This window comes from Streptomyces sp. NPDC102451 (genome assembly GCF_044765485.1).
Classification (GTDB): domain Bacteria; phylum Actinomycetota; class Actinomycetes; order Streptomycetales; family Streptomycetaceae; genus Streptomyces.
Genome location: NZ_JBIWKD010000001.1, coordinates 14,913 through 31,599 on the forward strand (window position 1 = coordinate 14,913; position 16,687 = coordinate 31,599).

13 protein-coding genes are annotated in these 16,687 nt (G+C 69.0%); 12 read left to right on the forward strand and 1 reads right to left on the reverse strand.

Annotation, left to right across the window (positions count from 1 at the left end; all coding sequences use genetic code 11):
• The first annotated feature begins 5 nt into the window (after window positions 1–5).
• Entirely contained in the window at window positions 6–1,289 is a 1,284-nt protein-coding gene (locus tag ACIRD8_RS00050) for a nucleotide sugar dehydrogenase (RefSeq protein ID WP_403984335.1), read from the forward strand.
• A 33-nt stretch (window positions 1,290–1,322) separates the two neighbouring features.
• Here ACIRD8_RS00050 and ACIRD8_RS00055 read toward each other — a convergent pair whose 3' ends face one another.
• Window positions 1,323–1,934 (reverse strand): acyltransferase, encoded by a 612-nt coding sequence (locus ACIRD8_RS00055; protein ID WP_403984337.1) that lies wholly within the window; start codon window positions 1,932–1,934, stop codon window positions 1,323–1,325.
• A 409-nt stretch (window positions 1,935–2,343) separates the two neighbouring features.
• Here ACIRD8_RS00055 and rplU point away from each other — a divergent pair, with 409 nt between their 5' ends.
• From rplU to ACIRD8_RS00110, 11 genes are all read left to right on the forward strand, one after another.
• Window positions 2,344–2,664 (forward strand): 50S ribosomal protein L21, encoded by a 321-nt coding sequence (gene rplU, locus ACIRD8_RS00060; protein ID WP_018551604.1) that lies wholly within the window; start codon window positions 2,344–2,346, stop codon window positions 2,662–2,664.
• A 14-nt stretch (window positions 2,665–2,678) separates the two neighbouring features.
• Window positions 2,679–2,936, forward strand: coding sequence for a 50S ribosomal protein L27 (gene rpmA / locus ACIRD8_RS00065; RefSeq protein ID WP_014045902.1), 258 nt, complete (start codon window positions 2,679–2,681; stop codon window positions 2,934–2,936).
• Window positions 2,937–3,076: 140 nt separating this feature from the next.
• Window positions 3,077–4,513 (forward strand): GTPase ObgE, encoded by a 1,437-nt coding sequence (obgE, locus tag ACIRD8_RS00070; protein WP_403984339.1) that lies wholly within the window; start codon window positions 3,077–3,079, stop codon window positions 4,511–4,513.
• 299 nt (window positions 4,514–4,812) lie between these two features.
• Window positions 4,813–6,312: a D-ribitol-5-phosphate cytidylyltransferase gene (locus ACIRD8_RS00075; RefSeq protein ID WP_403984341.1), complete on the forward strand. Its 1,500-nt coding sequence runs from the start codon at window positions 4,813–4,815 to the stop codon at window positions 6,310–6,312.
• Window positions 6,313–6,537: 225 nt separating this feature from the next.
• The gene (locus ACIRD8_RS00080) at window positions 6,538–8,634 is read left to right on the forward strand and encodes a hypothetical protein (RefSeq protein ID WP_403984343.1); all 2,097 of its coding nucleotides are present in this window, start codon (window positions 6,538–6,540) and stop codon (window positions 8,632–8,634) included.
• 256 nt (window positions 8,635–8,890) lie between these two features.
• The gene (locus ACIRD8_RS00085) at window positions 8,891–10,126 is read left to right on the forward strand and encodes a glycosyltransferase family 2 protein (RefSeq protein WP_403984345.1); all 1,236 of its coding nucleotides are present in this window, start codon (window positions 8,891–8,893) and stop codon (window positions 10,124–10,126) included.
• Between the two features lie 159 nt (window positions 10,127–10,285).
• Entirely contained in the window at window positions 10,286–11,353 is a 1,068-nt protein-coding gene (locus tag ACIRD8_RS00090; RefSeq protein WP_403984346.1) for a glucose-1-phosphate thymidylyltransferase, read from the forward strand.
• A complete protein-coding gene (gene rfbB / locus ACIRD8_RS00095; protein WP_403984347.1) occupies window positions 11,350–12,336 on the forward strand; it encodes a dTDP-glucose 4,6-dehydratase in 987 nt (328 codons plus the stop codon). The genes ACIRD8_RS00090 and rfbB overlap by 4 nt, the downstream gene beginning before the upstream one ends.
• Before the next feature lie 133 nt (window positions 12,337–12,469).
• A complete protein-coding gene (gene rfbD, locus ACIRD8_RS00100) occupies window positions 12,470–13,348 on the forward strand; it encodes a dTDP-4-dehydrorhamnose reductase (protein ID WP_403984349.1) in 879 nt (292 codons plus the stop codon).
• Between the two features lie 231 nt (window positions 13,349–13,579).
• A complete protein-coding gene (locus tag ACIRD8_RS00105; RefSeq protein WP_403984351.1) occupies window positions 13,580–14,425 on the forward strand; it encodes a hypothetical protein in 846 nt (281 codons plus the stop codon).
• A gap of 239 nt (window positions 14,426–14,664) precedes the next feature.
• Entirely contained in the window at window positions 14,665–16,683 is a 2,019-nt protein-coding gene (locus ACIRD8_RS00110; protein WP_403984353.1) for a glycosyltransferase family 2 protein, read from the forward strand.
• Window positions 16,684–16,687 lie beyond the last annotated feature (4 nt).

A 16,687-nucleotide genomic window follows, 5' to 3' on the forward strand; every position in this document is an offset into this window, starting at 1 on the left:
AGCCGATGAACATCTGTGTGGTCGCCCTCGGCAAGATCGGGCTCCCGCTCGCCGTGCAGTTCGCCGCCAAGGGCCACACGGTCATCGGGGCGGACGTCGACGAGCGAGTCGTCGGTCTGGTGAACGCGGCTGCCGAGCCGTTCCCCGGCGAGCACGAGCTGGCCGTCAAGCTGGAGGAGACGGTGGGCGCGGGCCTGCTCTCCGCGACGTCGGACACCACGGCCGCGGTCGCGGCGTCCGACGCCGTCGTGGTCGTCGTCCCGCTGTTCGTGGACGCCGAGGGAACCCCGGACTTCGGCTGGATGGACGCCGCGACGAAGGCCGTCGCCGCGGGACTGCGGCCCGGCACCCTCGTCAGCTACGAGACCACCCTGCCGGTCGGCACCACCCGTAAGCGCTGGGCGCCGATGCTCGCGGAGGGGTCCGGGCTCACCCCGGGGCGCGACTTCCCCCTCGTCTTCTCCCCCGAACGGGTCCTGACCGGCCGGGTCTTCGCCGACCTGCGGCGATACCCCAAGCTCGTCGGCGGCATCGACGAGGCGTCGACGCTGCGGGGCGTCGAGTTCTACGAAACCGTGCTCGACTTCGACGAGCGCGACGACCTGCCCCGCCGCAACGGCGTCTGGAACCTCGGTACGGCGGAGGCCTCGGAGCTGGCGAAGCTCGCCGAGACCACCTACCGGGACGTCAACATCGGTCTGGCCAACCAGTTCGCCCGCTTCGCCGACCTGCACGGCATCGACGTCGAGCAGGTCATCGACGCCTGCAACAGCCAGCCCTACAGCCATATCCACCGGCCCGGCATCGCCGTCGGCGGTCACTGCATCCCGGTCTACCCGCGGATGTACCTGTGGAACGACCCGCAGGCGACCGTCGTGCAGGCGGCCCGCGACGCCAACGCCGCGATGCCCCGCTACGCCGTCGACCTGCTGGCCGCCGCCTACGGCGACCTGGAGGGCGCCGGGGTCCTCGTGCTGGGCGCCGCCTACCGCGGCGGCGTCAAGGAGACCGCCTTCTCCGGAGTCTTCGGCGTGGTCGAGGCGCTCCGGGAGCGCGGCGCGGTGCCCTTCGTGTCGGACCCCCTGTACGAACCCGAGGAGCTGAGGGCCCAGGGCCTCGTCCCGCACGAGGACCAGGCCGTGACGGCCGCGATCCTCCAGACCGACCACCCCGAGTACCGCGAGCTGTCCGCGGACACCCTGCCGGACGTCCGCGTCCTCGTCGACGGCCGCCGTACGACGGACCCGGACCGCTGGAAGGGCGTACGGCGGGTGGTCATCGGCGGCTGACCTCCCCCGGGGGCCTGCCCCGGGCCTCCCGCGTCAGAGCGCCGGGGCGGCGCGCTCCGTGAGCGCACCACCGGCCTCGTCATGCAGTGCGCCGGTCCGCGGGCACTCCCAGACGCCCGGTTCGTCCGCCCGCTCGACGAGCCTGACACCACTGCGCCCCACCCAGCCGATCCTGCGGGCCGGCACACCCACGACCAGACCGAAGTCCGGGACGTCCTCGGTCACGACGGCACCCGCCGCCACCATGGCCCAACGGCCGATCCGCACGGGCGCGACACACACGGACCGTGCGCCGAGCGAGGCGCCCTCGGCCACCGTCACACCCACGGCCTCCCAGTCGCCGCCCCGCTTCTGCCGGCCCTCGGGGCCGACGGAGCGCGGGTTGCGGTCGTTGGTGAGGACCACGGCGGGGCCGACGAAGACACCGTCACCGAGCTCGGCCGGCTCGTACACCAGGGCGTAGTTCTGCAGCTTGACGTTGTCGCCGATCCGCACCCCCGCACCCACGTACGCCCCGCGCCCGACCACGCAGCCCTCGCCGAGCCTGGCCCCCTCGCGGATCTGGGCGAGGTCCCAGACGCTGCTGCCGTCCCCGATCTCGGCGCTCCCGTCGACCTGGGCGGTGGGCTGGACCCTGTAGTTCACGTGCAGCACCTTTCGCGGGGCGGAACCCTTCGCCGGGCGGACCGTTTGCGGGGCGGAACCCTTCGCCGGGCGGACCCTTTGCGGGGCGGAACCCTTCGCCGGGCGGACCCTTTGCGGGGCGGAACCCTTCGCCGGGCGGAACCCTTTGCGGAGCGGATCAGGACAAAGCGTACGGTCGCCACAGGGGTCCCGCCCGGGCGGAGTCGGCGCCCGGCACCCGGTTTGACCCCCCGGTCCCCGCCCCGTAATCTTGACCCTCGGCGTGTTTCTGTGCGCCTACCCCCTGAGCACATCCCTCCCGGTGATCCGTCCCCGGGGGAGGCCGCTCATCCTTCCGGACTGTCGTGGGCCCCGGCCCGCGCGGGCGGCTGGCATCAGGGGATCCGTTCCGAGTGAGAGAGAGATCCGCGTGTACGCCATCGTGCGCAGCGGTGGTCGCCAGCACAAGGTTGCTGTCGGCGACATCGTTGAGGTTGACAAGATTCCCACCGCCAAGGTTGGCGACACGGTCGAGCTCTCGACCCTGCTCGTTGTCGACGGCGACGCCGTGACCAGCGACCCCTGGGTTCTGGACGGCATCAAGGTCCAGGCCGAGATCGTGGACCACCACAAGGGCGCGAAGATCGACATCCTTCGCTACAAGAACAAGACGGGTTACCGCCGTCGCCAGGGTCACCGCCAGCAGTACACGGCGATCAAGGTCACCGGTATCCCCGCGGCTGCGAAGTAAGGGACTGAGGAGACATGGCACACAAGAAGGGCGCATCGTCCACTCGGAACGGGCGCGATTCCAATGCTCAGCGGCTCGGCGTGAAGCGCTTCGGCGGTCAGGCCGTCAACGCCGGTGAGATCCTGGTCCGCCAGCGCGGCACCCACTTCCACCCGGGCACGGGCGTCGGCCGTGGCGGCGACGACACGCTGTTCGCGCTGACCGCCGGTGCGGTGGAGTTCGGTACGCACCGTGGCCGCAAGGTCGTGAACATCGTTCCCGTCGCTGCCTGAGTCAGGCGACGACCGAACGACACAGCACCTTCCGAGGGCGGATCTCAGCTTTCCCGGTAACCGGGGAAGCGGGTCCGCCCTCGGCGCGTTACGTCAAGAGACATTCCCGTATTTTTCCGCAGTACCTGGAGGCACCCACCATGACCACCTTCGTGGACCGCGTCGAGCTGCATGCCGCCGCGGGTAACGGAGGCCACGGCGTGGCCTCCGTACACCGTGAGAAGTTCAAGCCGCTGGGCGGCCCCGACGGGGGCAACGGCGGACGCGGCGGCGATGTGATCCTCGTCGTCGAGCAGGCCGTCACCACGCTGCTCGACTACCACCACCACCCCCACCGCAAGGCCACGAACGGCCAGCCCGGTGCCGGTGACAACCGCTCCGGCAAGGACGGCCAGGACCTCGTGCTGCCCGTCCCCGACGGCACCGTCGTCCTCGACAAGGCGGGCAACGTCCTCGCCGACCTGGTCGGCCAGGGCACCACCTTCGTCGCGGGCCAGGGCGGCCGCGGCGGCCTCGGCAACGCCGCGCTGGCCTCCGCCCGCCGCAAGGCGCCCGGCTTCGCGCTGCTCGGCGAGCCGGGGGAGAGCCGGGACATCGTCCTGGAGCTCAAGACCGTCGCCGACGTCGCGCTCGTGGGCTACCCGAGCGCGGGCAAGTCCTCGCTGATCTCGGTGCTCTCCGCGGCCAAGCCGAAGATCGCGGACTACCCGTTCACGACCCTCGTCCCCAACCTGGGCGTCGTCACCGCGGGCTCGACCGTCTACACCATCGCCGACGTCCCGGGGCTCATCCCGGGTGCCAGCCAGGGCAAGGGCCTCGGCCTGGAGTTCCTGCGCCACGTCGAGCGCTGCTCCGTCCTGGTGCACGTCCTGGACACCGCGACGCTGGAGTCGGACCGCGACCCGGTCTCCGACCTCGACATGATCGAGGAGGAGCTGCGGCTGTACGGCGGCCTCGAGAACCGCCCGCGCATCGTCGCCCTCAACAAGGTCGACATCCCGGACGGCCAGGACCTCGCCGACATGATCCGCCCCGACCTGGAGGCACGCGGCTACCGCGTCTTCGAGGTCTCGGCCATCGCGCACAAGGGCCTCAACGAGCTCTCGTACGCCCTCGCCGGGATCATCGCCGAGGCGCGGGCCACCAAGCCCAAGGAGGAGTCGACCCGGATCGTCATCCGGCCCAAGGCCGTCGACGACGCCGGTTTCACGGTGACCGTGGAGGACGACGGCATCTACCGCGTGCGGGGCGAGAAGCCCGAGCGCTGGATCCGTCAGACCGACTTCAACAACGACGAGGCCGTCGGTTACCTCGCGGACCGGCTCAACCGCCTCGGCGTCGAGGACGCGCTCCGCAAGGCGGGTGCCCAGGCCGGCGACGGCGTGGCCATCGGTGCCGAGGACAACGCGGTCGTCTTCGACTGGGAGCCGACCATGGCCGCCGGCGCGGAGATGCTGGGCCGCCGTGGCGAGGACCACCGCCTGGAGGCCCCGCGCCCCGCCGCGCAGCGCCGCCGGGACCGCGACACCGAGCGTGACGACGCGCAGCGCGAGTACGACGAGTTCGACCCCTTCTAGGCCCTCCCGTACGGGTCGTGCGGGGCTCGCGAGTCCCGCACGACCGTACGGAAAGCCCCGGTCCCACCCGGGAACGTGCCAGGTGACAGGTCCGCGGCGGCCGCTCATGTGCAGATTGCGTCACACATCTGTGGGGTCCGTCACCACACACCGGGGCCTCGGACGGGCAATCTGCCTGGCTGGGGGGTGAACTGCACGTTTCCCAAGGGTGAGTGGCAGTAAACGTCCACCTTGCGAGACGGTCGCGGAGAGTGCGACCATCACACTGTTCCCCCCTGTCATCGCAAGGTAGGTCGTCTGTGTCTGTGCCGCATGAAGCCAAGCCCCGGACCACAGCGGTCGTGCTCGCCGGTGGGACCGGCCAACGTGTAGGCCTGTCGATCCCCAAGCAGCTGCTGAAGATCGCCGGTAAGGCAGTCATCGAGCACACGCTGAGCATCTTCGAGAACGCCGAGGGCATCGACGATGTCATCGTGCTGATGGCGCCCGGCTTCGTGCCGGACGTCGAGAAGATCGTCGCCAAGGCCGGGCTGACCAAGGTCATCAAGGTCATCGAGGGTGGCAACACCCGGAACGAGACCACCGAGCGTGCCATCGCGGCCCTCGGCGAAGGGCTCGCGGAGGGTGAGGACCGCAACGTCCTCTTCCACGACGCGGTCCGTCCCCTCCTGTCGCAGCGCGTCATCAAGGACTGCGTCGACGCCCTCGACCGCTACCAGGCGGTCGACGTCGCCATCCCGTCCGCCGACACGATCATCGTGACCCGGACCCACGGCGAGGACGGCGAGTTCATCACCGACGTCCCGGACCGGTCCCGGCTGCGCCGCGGCCAGACGCCGCAGGCCTTCAAGCTGTCCACGATCCGCAAGGCGTACGAGGTCGCGGCCGGCGACCCGAACTTCCAGGCGACCGACGACTGCTCGGTCGTCCTGCGGTACCTCCCCGACGTGCCGATCTACGTGGTCGCGGGCGACGAGTACAACATGAAGGTGACCCAGCCGGTCGACGTCTTCATCACCGACAAGCTCTTCCAGCTGGCCTCCACCGCGGCCCCCCGCCAGGCCGACGAGGCCGCCTACCGGGACCTGCTCTCGGGCAAGACCCTGGTCGTCTTCGGCGGCTCGTACGGCATCGGCGCCGACATCGCCACACTGGCCGAGCAGTACGGCGCCAGCGTGTACGCCCTGGGCCGCTCCACCACCGGTACGCACGTGGAGAACCCCGAGCACATCGACGACGCGCTGTCGAAGGCCTACGCCGAGACCGGCCGCATCGACTACGTCATCAACACCGCGGGCGTCCTGCGCATCGGCAAGCTGGCCGAGACGGACAACACGACGATCCAGGAAGCGCTGAACGTCAATTACCTGGCGCCCGTGCAGATCGCCCGTGCCTCGTACAAGTACCTGGCGGAGACCCAGGGGCAGTTGCTCCTGTACACCTCCAGCAGTTACACCCGGGGCCGTGCCGAATACAGCCTCTACTCCTCCACCAAGGCCGCGATGGTGAACCTCACCCAGGCGCTGGCCGACGAATGGGCGGGCGAGGGCGTCCGGGTCAACTGTGTGAATCCGGAGCGCACCGCCACCCCCATGCGGACCAAGGCCTTCGGCCAGGAGCCGGAGGGCTCGCTGCTCTCCTCCGAGGCCGTGGCGCGCACCTCGCTCGACGTTCTCCTGTCCGCGATGACGGGCCACGTCATCGACGTACGGCAGCAGGACCCGACCCGTGATGTCACCGAGGCTTCGGGATTCGAGCAGGCGCTGGCCTCGGTTCTGGACCGTCAAGAAGATGTGTAATAATTCTTGACAAAAGTGCTTTTCGGGCCTCTGTAATCACCGTTCGGTGATTGCAGAGGCCCGAGTGCGTGAAGCCGCACCTTCACATTTCCCTCAATACGTGAAACAACCGGCACCCCCTGGAGCAGGTTCTTCGTGATTTCGACAGCCATCCGCCTGGCCCGTGTGGGCAGTCGGTCAGAACTGGCGGCAGCGATACTGATGATGCTGGGTTACCCCTGCGTCATGATCGCCGCTCTTCTCCCCGATATCTGGTTCTTCGCGGCGGCCACGGCTGTCACGTACATCGCGGACTGGTACCTGCACCAGCGCGGCAGTTACCTGGTCAACAGGCTCGGAAAGGTGCGGGCGGGGCTGTCCATCCGCTTCCTGCTCCGCCAGCTGATGATCATCCTGCTCCTGGCCCGGCTGGACCTCTCGCAGGAGCCCCTCTTCTACGCGGCTGTCGCGTGCTTCCTCCTCTTCTACGGTCTGCAGGCGCCGCACGGCGCGCTGACGACGCTGATCCGTCTGCGCCGCACCCTGCCGATCGTCACCCGGAACGTGGACCTGCACGCCGTCCGCATCCCGGACGGCCCGCCGCGCCCGCTGCTGCACCGGGCCAGCGAGAAGATGCTCCACCTCGACCTTCCCGCCGTGGTGGGCATCCTGATCGCCGCGGGCACGGGCGAGGACGTCATCGGATACGCCGGTGCCGCCGCGACGCTGCTGCTGGCCCTCGGCTACAACGCGCTGCTCGTCCCGTACCTGCGCCGGAACCGGCAGGTGCCCCCGGCCCCCGCCGTGCTGAAGGCCCTGGACACCTGGCTGGGCGAGTACCAGCCGACCGTCGTGCTCTACTTCTCCGGCTCCAGCGAGTCCGCCTACCAGGGCAACATGTGGCTGGACACCATGGCGGCCGTCGAGGGGCGCCCGCTGATCGTCATGCGCGAGCGGAATCTCGTGGCGCAGCTCGCCGACACGTCCGTGCCCGTGGTCTGCGTGCCGGCCGGTACCCACCTGATGAACCTGGACCTCTCCACCGTCCGGGTGTGCCTGTATCCGGCCAACGTCGGCAAGAACATCCACATGCTGCGCGTCCCGACGATGAAGCACGTCTTCATCGGCCACGGCGACAGCGACAAGCTGGCCAGCGTCAACCCGTACTCCAAGGTGTACGACGAGGTGTGGACGGCGGGCCGTGCGGGCCGCGACCGTTACGCCCTGGCCGATGTCGGCATCCGCGACGAGGACATCGTCGAGGTCGGGCGGCCGCAGCTGGCGCCGATCAAGAGCTGGACCGGCACCACGGGCAACCCCGTTCCCACCGTGCTGTACGCCCCCACCTGGGAGGGCTGGGACGACAACCCGGGCAACACGTCGCTGCTCCTCGCCGGTGAGAACATCGTCCGCCGGCTGCTGAAGGCGGACAGCCCGGTCCGGGTCATCTACAAGCCGCACCCCTTCACCGGTATCCGCAGCGCCAAGGCCAAGGCCGTCAACGCCAGGATCGAGGCGATGATCGCCAAGGCCACGCAGGAGCGCGCCGCCGACCCGCGCTGGGTGCAGGAGGCCTCCACGGCCGCCGACGGGCAGCGCGCGGCCAAGGCGGAGCTGGTCGACGTAGAGGCCCGCCTGGCGGACCTCGCGAAGCCCGCCAGGGTCGGCGGCGACGAGTCGGAGGACTCCCGGCTGGCGCTGGCCGACCCGGCCCGCCAGGCCGCGATCGCCACCCTGCGGGCCGAGTGGAACGACGCCTACTGGCGTTCCTTCGGCTGGTGGGAGCACAGGACGGTGACCGGTTCGCAGCCGAAGCTGTACGACTGCTTCAACCAGTCCGATGCCATGGTCTCGGACATCTCCAGCGTGGTCTCCGACTTCATCGCGAGCGGCAAGCCGTACGCGGTCACCGATTCGGCGGAGCTCGGCGCGGAGGAGTTCAAGCGCCAGAACACCGCCGTACGGGCGGCCGTCATCCTCTCCAACAGCGCGAAGGAGATCGACGAGCTGCTGCGTGCCGTCGCCGATCCGGCGGCCGACACGCTGGCCGACGCCCGGCATGAGCTGAAGAGCTACCTGCTGGGTCCGGACGAGCCCACCTCCATGGAGCAGTTCAACGCCGCCGTGCAGGCGCTCGCCGCCAAGGCCGAGGCCCGCAACGCGGGCGTCGCGCAGCGGCTGGGCGAGCAGGTGCCCGCGCCGCTGCCCGACCTCGAGGCCGCGTCCAGCGGAGCCGGGGACGGGACGGCGGAGATCGTCGCCGAGGCCGAGGCGGCAGTCGATCCCGACACGCCCGACGACGAGGACGCGGGGATCGGTGCCGGTCCCTCGTCGATCCGCTGACCACGCACTGCCCGGCTGCCGGCAGAACGTGACGCGGGCAGCCGGATGCGCAGCTGACGACCAGGTGTGATCCGGCTGTCATTCAGTTGTTCGAAAGTCGTCCGGTTCGCGACGCAACCTACGCAACGGCCCGTCCGTCTCCTCCTCAGGGAGGGGAACGTACGGGCCGTTCGGCGTGTCCGTGCAGGGAACGGGGCGGATACCGTCGTTCCATCGTTTCTCCTGATTGATACGTTTATGCGTGAACCGGGGAGAAATGAGCAGCACTGCACCAGATGTGTCCGTCGTCATCGGCGCCTACGAGGCGATGCCGTACCTGATCCGCTGCCTGGAGTCCGTCGAGGCGCAGACGCTTCCGGCCGGGCGCATGGAGATCGTCGCCGTCGATGACGGATCCACCGACGGTACGGGGGAGTACCTGGAGGAGTTCGCCGCCCGGACCGCCATCGAGATGCGCGTGGTCCGCCAGGAGAACTCCGGCGGTCCCAGCGGTCCGCGCAACGTCGGGCTCGGTCTGGCCCGCGGCCGGTACGTCTTCTTCCTCGACGCGGACGACTACTTCGGCGAGGAAGCCCTGGAGCGGATGGTCGCGATGGGCGACCGGGCCGGTACGGACGTGGTGCTCGGGAAGGTCGTCGGCGTCAACAGGGGGGCGCCCAAGTCGATGTGGTCGCGGACCGAGGCGCGGGTCGACGTCCACCGCTCCAAGGTCATCTACACCCTCAGTGCGCAGAAGCTCTTCCGGCGTGAGCTGCTGGAGCGCATCGGCCTGCGCTTCGACGAACGGCTCAAGACCGGCGAGGACGCCCTCTTCACGATGGAGGCGTATCTGCGGGGTGCGGGAGTCTCCGTCGTCGCCGACTGCACCTGCTACCACCTCGTCGGCCGCACCGACGGCAAGCACGCCACCAAACGCGGCAGTTACGTCCTGCGCTTCGACGCGATGGAAGCCATGATGGCGCTCATCCACCGGCTGGAGCCGGCCGGACCGAAGCGCGACCTCCTCATGATCAGGCCCTTCACGGTCGGCATGCTCCAGCAGTTCGGCCCCGGCCTCCTGAAGCAGCCGGAGGACGAACAGCGGCACAAGATGGAACTCGCGGCTCCTCTGATGCGGAGCTACTGGACGGACGGTGTGGCCCGCCGGATCAAGGTGGCCGAGCGGCTGAGGCTCGCCTGTGTCGCACGGGGCCGCCTCGACCTGCTGGCCGACGTACTGCGGTTCGTCCAGGCCAAGAAGGTCCCGGAGCTGGTCAGTTCGGACAAGGGCGACAAGCTCTTCCTCGCCTACCCCCACTTCCGGGACGAGGACGCGGGACTCCGGGACGCCGACTACCAGGTCACCGTGCCCGACTGGCACGGCAGCGACCGGGTCACGAGGCCGAAGCGCATCCCGAGGGCGGGGCTGGAGCGGCCGTCCGTGCCGCGGCGCGTCGTCCGGCGGCTGCGCAGGGAGCTCCGTGGCTGGTGCGCGCGCCTGAGTACCGGCTGACGCCGTGGCCCCGCCCCGTAGTCCACTCGCCGCACCCGTGGGGTCGTTCGCGTCCACCTGGGCGCCTGGTGGCGGAACTGTGGGCAACGCAGAGTTAAACTCACAAAATATTCATGGTCCCTCAAGGGACCTACATGTCAGCATCGGGACAGGGACAACGTGAAGGCTCTCGTACTCTCCGGTGGGGCGGGCACACGTCTTCGCCCCATCACGCACACGTCTGCCAAGCAGCTGGTTCCGGTGGCGAACAAGCCCGTCCTCTTCTACGGGCTGGAAGCCATCGCCGAGGCCGGGATCACGGACGTCGGCATCATCGTGGGTGACACGGCGCCGGAGATCCGCGAGGCCGTCGGCGACGGCTCCGCCCTCGGTATCGACGTCACGTACATCCCGCAGGACGAACCGCGTGGCCTCGCGCACGCGGTCCTCATCGCGCGTGACTTCCTGGGGGACGACGACTTCGTCATGTACCTCGGTGACAACTTCATCGTCGGCGGCATCGCCGGACTGGTCGAGGAGTTCCGCGCTGAGCGGCCCGAGGCCCAGATCCTGCTGACCAAGGTGCCCAACCCGACGGCCTTCGGTGTCGCGGAGCTCGACGCCGAAGGACGGGTCGCGTCCCTCGAGGAGAAGCCGAAGGAGCCGAAGAGCGATCTGGCGCTCGTCGGCGTCTACCTCTTCACCCCGGCCGTCCACGAGGCCGTGCGTTCGATCGAGCCGTCGTGGCGCGGCGAGCTGGAGATCACCCACGCCATCCAGTGGCTGATCGACCAGCGGCGCGACGTCCGCTCCACGGTCATCTCCGGGTACTGGAAGGACACCGGCAACGTCACCGACATGCTGGAGGTCAACCGCTCCGTCCTGGAGACGCTGAAGGCCGCCACCGAGGGGACGGTCGACGAACACAGCGAGATCATCGGACGGGTCCGGATCGAGGCAGGTGCCAGGGTCACCAGCAGCCGTATCGTCGGCCCGGTGATCATCGGCGCCGACGCGGTCATCAGCGACTCCTACGTGGGCCCCTTCACCTCGGTCTCGGAGGGGTGCCGGATCGAGGACAGCGAGATCGAATACTCCATCGTCCTGCGTGGCGCGTCCATCTCCGGTGTGCGCCGCGTCGAGGCGTCGCTCATCGGCCGGGACGTCGAAGTGACGCCCGCGCCCCGCAATCCGTCCGCCCATCGGCTCGTGCTCGGTGACCACAGCAAGGTGCAGATCTCTTCATGACGACCAACATCCTGGTGACCGGCGGGGCCGGATTCATCGGCTCCCACTACGTCCGTACCGTGCTGGGCCCCCAGGGGCCGAGCGATGTCGCCGTGACGGTTCTCGACAAGCTCACGTACGCCGGCAACCCGGCCAACCTCGACGAGGTCCGTGACCACCCGGGCTTCGCCTTCGTGCAGGGCGACATCTGCGACGCCGAACTGGTCGGCAAGCTGATGTCCGAGCACGACCAGGTGGTGCACTTCGCCGCGGAGTCCCACGTGGACCGGTCCATCGACGGCGGAGCCGAATTCGTCCGTACGAACGTCGTGGGCACGCACACCCTGATCCACGCCGCGCACCTGGCCGGCATCAAGACCTTCGTGCACATCTCCACGGACGAGGTCTACGGGTCGATCGACGAGGGCTCCTGGCCGGAGACGCACCCGCTGGAGCCCAACTCGCCGTACTCCTCGGCCAAGGCGTCCAGCGATCTGATCGCCCTCTCGTACCACCGCACGCACGGCCTCGACGTGCGCGTGACCCGTTGTTCCAACAACTACGGTCACCACCACTTCCCCGAGAAGGTCATCCCGCTCTTCGTCACCAACCTTCTGGACGGCAAGACCGTCCCGCTGTACGGCGACGGCGCCAATGTGCGCGACTGGCTGCACATCGACGACCACGTCCAGGGCATCGAACTCGTCCGTACGAAGGGCCGCGCCGGCGAGGTCTACAACATCGGCGGTGGCACCGAGCTCTCCAACAAGGAGCTCACCGGGCTGCTCCTGGAGGCCTGCGGCGCCGACTGGGAGACCAGCGTCACCTACGTCGAGGACCGCAAGGGCCACGACCGGCGCTACTCGGTCGACTGCACGAAGATCCGTGAGGAGCTCGGCTACGAGCCCCGCACGGACTTCGCCACCGGCCTCGCCGCGACCGTGCAGTGGTACCGCGACAACCGCGCCTGGTGGGAGCCGCTGAAGGACCGGGCGGCGCTGTAGAGCCCGTCGGGCGGGAATTCCGGCAGCCGGGCGACGAGGAAGCCGGCCGGCACGGCTGCCGTGGCCGTGGGACGGCTCGCCCACGCGGCCCGCGGCCACGGCAACAGGCACAACGAGAAGGCAGGGTTCGGTAATGAGCAGCAGTTGGTTGGTCACCGGCTCGGGCGGGATGCTCGGACAGGACGTCCTGGCCCGGCTGGCCCGGGACGGCGAGTCCGCCGTGGGTCTGGACCGCAAGGCCCTGGACATCACGGACGCGGACGCCGTGCGCAGGGCCGTCGAGGAGCACAGCCCTGCTGTGATCGTCAACTGCGCCGCCTGGACGGCGGTGGACGACGCCGAGGCCCAGGAGGACGAGGCGCTGCGCATCAACGGTGACGGTCCGCGTCTGCTGGCCGAGGCGTGTGCCGAGCACGGGATCGTCCTGCTCCAGGTCTCCACCGACTACGTGTTCGACGGAGTGGCCGGGGCGCCTTACCAGGAGGACGCCCCCACCGGTCCCCGCAGCGCGTACGGGCGTACCAAACTCGCCGGCGAGCAGGCGGTGCTCTCGCTGCTGCCCGGCACCGGATACGTCGTCAGGACCGCCTGGCTCTACGGAGCGGGCGGAGGCAACTTCGTCCGGACCATGATCAAGCTCGAAGGCGTCAAGGACACCCTGGACGTCGTGGACGACCAGCGCGGTCAGCCCACCTGGACCGCAGACCTCGCCGACCGCCTCGTACGCCTGGGACAGGGGGCGCTGGCCGGAACGGCACCGGCCGGCGTCTACCACGGGACCAGCGGCGGCGAGACGACCTGGTTCGGTTTCACCCGGGCCATCTTCGAGGGGCTGGGCGCTGATCCCGAGCGTGTACGCCCGACCACCAGCGCGGCGTTCGCGCGGCCCGCGCCCCGTCCGGCGTACAGCGTGCTGGGGCACGACCGCTGGACGCGGGCCGGTATCGAGCCCATCAGGGACTGGCGGGAGGCACTGGCCGAAGCCCTGCCGTCCCTGCACGGAACGCCTTGAACATCTGATGATTGCCGTGCGTCGCCCGGACACAGTAGGTTCACTGCCAATCAGGCCGGTCGACACGGTACGAAAGGGCTTTCGGTGCGCAGGCCGTTCTCGGTCCGGTGAGGCCGGACGAAACGAATCCGCGCCCCCGGAAGCCTGAAAGCACGGCTCCGCCCGGCCTCGGGTGCCACACTCTCCGCTGTGACGCCTGCGCAGTGTTCCACACGGAAGGGGATCCGTATCATGGCAACACAGACGGCTGCGAAGAGGATGGTCAGGAAACTTGTCGGTGAGGAGGGGTGGAAGCGACTGCGCCGTTACCGGCGGAAATTCGCGGGTGCGCCCACTCCTGCTCCTCGCCCCGCCGCACCCGTGGGAATCGATGCGATCGCGGACGACCTCTGCAAGCTCGCCAAGCATTTCAGGACGGACAAATGGGGGACCCACCGGTATGCGCAGCACTACCAGAGGCACCTTCAGCATCTGAAGGATGACTCCATCAATCTCCTGGAGATCGGTGTAGGTGGTTACAGCAGGGCGGGTCAGGGCGGCGCCTCATTGCGTATGTGGAAGCACTTCTTCCCGAACGCGCGCATCTACGGAATGGACATCCAGGACAAGTCGTTCGTCGACGAGGACCGGATCACGACCTTCATCGGTGACCAGTCGGACCCCGGATCTCTGGTCGGTGTCGCCGCGAAGGTGGGCACACTGGACGTCATCATCGATGACGGCAGCCACCTCAGCCCGCACATCCTCACGACGTTCGAGACGCTCTTCCCGCTGCTCCGCGACGGCGGGATCTACGCCGTCGAGGACACCCAGACCTCGTACTGGCCGGAATGGCAGGGCAGCGAGGACCGTGATGACCCGAAGACGAGCATGTCGATGTTGAAAAGGCTTGCCGACGGCCTGAACTACGAGGAGTTCGTGGACGCCGACTACGAGCCGTCCTACAGCGATCTCAACATTGTGGGCATGCACTTCTACCACAACCTGGTCATCATCGAGAAGGGCAAGAACGCCGAAGGCACGAACAAGAAGCGAGTGCTCAAAAAGCGCTACAGCCAGGAAGGCGCCACGAGCTGAAATCGTGCGCCGGGTGACCGGTGCCCATTCCTGGAGTCCGTCGGGCGGCGATAATCGCTGAGCGGTTTCGGTGCCCGACGGCAAGGTTTTCATTATCCACTGTTCAGTTACTCACTGTCCGTGCCTGATCACCGCGCCTGTGTCGCGCAAGGCATCTTCGCTCTCGATATATTCTGGCGGGCGGGCGTCCCGGGTGGGATACGGCGCCGACTTTCCCTGATCATCAAATGAGGTTCTGCATGTCCGTCAAGGTCAGCGTCGTCATTCCCGTCTACAACCCGGGTGAGTACATCGAGGACTGCATCTCCTCACTGTTGCGACAGAGCCTGCCGGAGGACGAGTACGAGGCGATCTTCGTCGACGACGGTTCCACGGACGCCACCCCTGCCCGCCTGGACGAGATCGCCGCCGCGCACCCGAACATCCAGGTCATCCACCAGGAGTCCTCAGGCTGGTCGGGCAAGCCCCGCAACGTCGGAACCGCCGCGGCCCGGGGCGAGTTCGTCATGTACGTCGACAACGACGACTGGCTGGGTGACGAGGCGCTGGAGCGGATGTACCGCTACGGCGTGGAGAACGGCGCCGACGTCGTCATCGGCAAGATGGCGGGCAAGGGCCGTCCCGTCCCCGTCGAGCTCTTCCGCGTCAACCGTCCGCGAGCCAGCGTCTCCGACGCGCCGCTGATGGACAGCCTGACGCCGCACAAGATGTTCCGCAGGGAGTTCCTGGAGAGCAACAACATCAGGTTCCGTGAGGGCCGCAGGCGCCTCGAGGACCATGTCTTCGTCGTCGAGACCTACCTCCGGGCCGCGAACATCTCGGTCCTCAGCGACTACCTGTGCTACTACCACATCAAGCGCGAGGACGCCTCGAACGCCGGCTTCCAGCGCTTCGACCCCGTCGGCTACTACGGCAACCTCCGCGAAGCGCTCGACATCGTGGAGCAGTACACGGAACCGGGCAAGCTCCGGGACAGCATGTTCCGCCGCTGGCTGCGCAACGAGATGGTCGAGCGGCTGCGGGGCAACCGGCTGCTGAGCCTTCCGGAGGACTACCGGCAGGAGATCTTCACCGAGATCCGCGGCGTGGTCACCGAGCGCTTCGGACCGGGCGTCGCGGCCGGCATGCAGCCCACCCAGCAGATAGTCGCGGCGCTCGTCGCCGACGACCGCCTCGCCGACATCGAGGAACTGGCGCGCTGGGAGGCCGGCATCAAGCCGGTCGGGCGGCTCGACAGCCTCGGCTGGGACGGCGGTTCGCTGAAGGTCGGTTTCACCGCCGAGTACGAGGTGTCGGGACTGCCGATGACCTTCCGCTCGGAGGGCGGCGAGGACCTGCTCGCCCCGCCGCTCGCGGAGGAGACGCTGGCCACGATCGAGGCCCTCGGTGTCAGCACCCTGGCGCCCGTGGACAGGTCCAAGGTCGACCTGGTCGTGCGCGAACGGTCCACCGCCGCGGAGTTCTTCCAGCCGGTCGACTTCACGAGGGAGCGGATTCCGGGCGGGGACGACGCCACGTTCCGGCAGGAACTGCGGGCCACCGCGACGATCGACCCGGAGACCGCCGCCAACGGCGCACCCCTCGGCAAGGGCATCTGGGACATACTCGTCCGGATCAGTTCCTGCGGCTGGACCAAGGAGGCCCGGCTGGGATCCGTGCGCTCCGACCAGGTCGAGGAGGGGCGGCGCGGTACCCTGAGCGGTTCTCCGCACCGGGTGGTCCTGCCCTACTGGACCGAGCCCCACGGCAACCTCTCGCTCGACGTGGACCTCTCCACCAGCCGCATCGACCGGGACGTGCGGGTGCTCGCCCCGGAGGACGTCGTGGTCGGTGACGGACGCGTCGAGCTGCCGCTCCCCGTCTTCGTGGACCCTGCCGCGGAAACCGGGACCGTCGCCCTGCGCTTCAAGGCGGCGGGTGTCGCGGCGGTCCGTACCGAGGGCGTGCTCACCGCGCAGGCGAAGGGCGCCGTGCTCACCGCGGAGCTGCCGGCCGGTCTGCTCCCGGGCCACACCTGGGACATGGGACTGGGGCTGCCGTCGGCCAAGCGCGGCAAGCCGCGGTGGACCCCGCTTCCCACCGCCCTCCTGATCGCGGACGACGGCACGGTCACCACCGGAGCCGCCGGCACCCCGAGCCCCGCGTCGGCCGCCGCCGCCGCGAAGGCCGCCGCCGCGAAGCCCGTCGCCGCCCCCAGGAAGAAGACCTCCTTCCCCAGCCGGGTGGCAGGACGGCTCAAGCGCAGCCTGTTCGGCTGAGGGC

Coding starts and splice junctions, on each gene's coding strand:
- ACIRD8_RS00050 (WP_403984335.1), top strand. CDS start 6: ATGAACATCTGTGTGGTCGCCCTCGGCAAGATCGGGCTCCCGCTCGCC.
- rpmA (WP_014045902.1), top strand. CDS start 2,679: ATGGCACACAAGAAGGGCGCATCGTCCACTCGGAACGGGCGCGATTCC.
- obgE (WP_403984339.1), top strand. CDS start 3,077: ATGACCACCTTCGTGGACCGCGTCGAGCTGCATGCCGCCGCGGGTAAC.
- ACIRD8_RS00080 (WP_403984343.1), top strand. CDS start 6,538: ATGATCGCCGCTCTTCTCCCCGATATCTGGTTCTTCGCGGCGGCCACG.
- ACIRD8_RS00085 (WP_403984345.1), top strand. CDS start 8,891: ATGAGCAGCACTGCACCAGATGTGTCCGTCGTCATCGGCGCCTACGAG.
- rfbB (WP_403984347.1), top strand. CDS start 11,350: ATGACGACCAACATCCTGGTGACCGGCGGGGCCGGATTCATCGGCTCC.
- rfbD (WP_403984349.1), top strand. CDS start 12,470: ATGAGCAGCAGTTGGTTGGTCACCGGCTCGGGCGGGATGCTCGGACAG.
- ACIRD8_RS00105 (WP_403984351.1), top strand. CDS start 13,580: ATGGCAACACAGACGGCTGCGAAGAGGATGGTCAGGAAACTTGTCGGT.
- ACIRD8_RS00110 (WP_403984353.1), top strand. CDS start 14,665: ATGTCCGTCAAGGTCAGCGTCGTCATTCCCGTCTACAACCCGGGTGAG.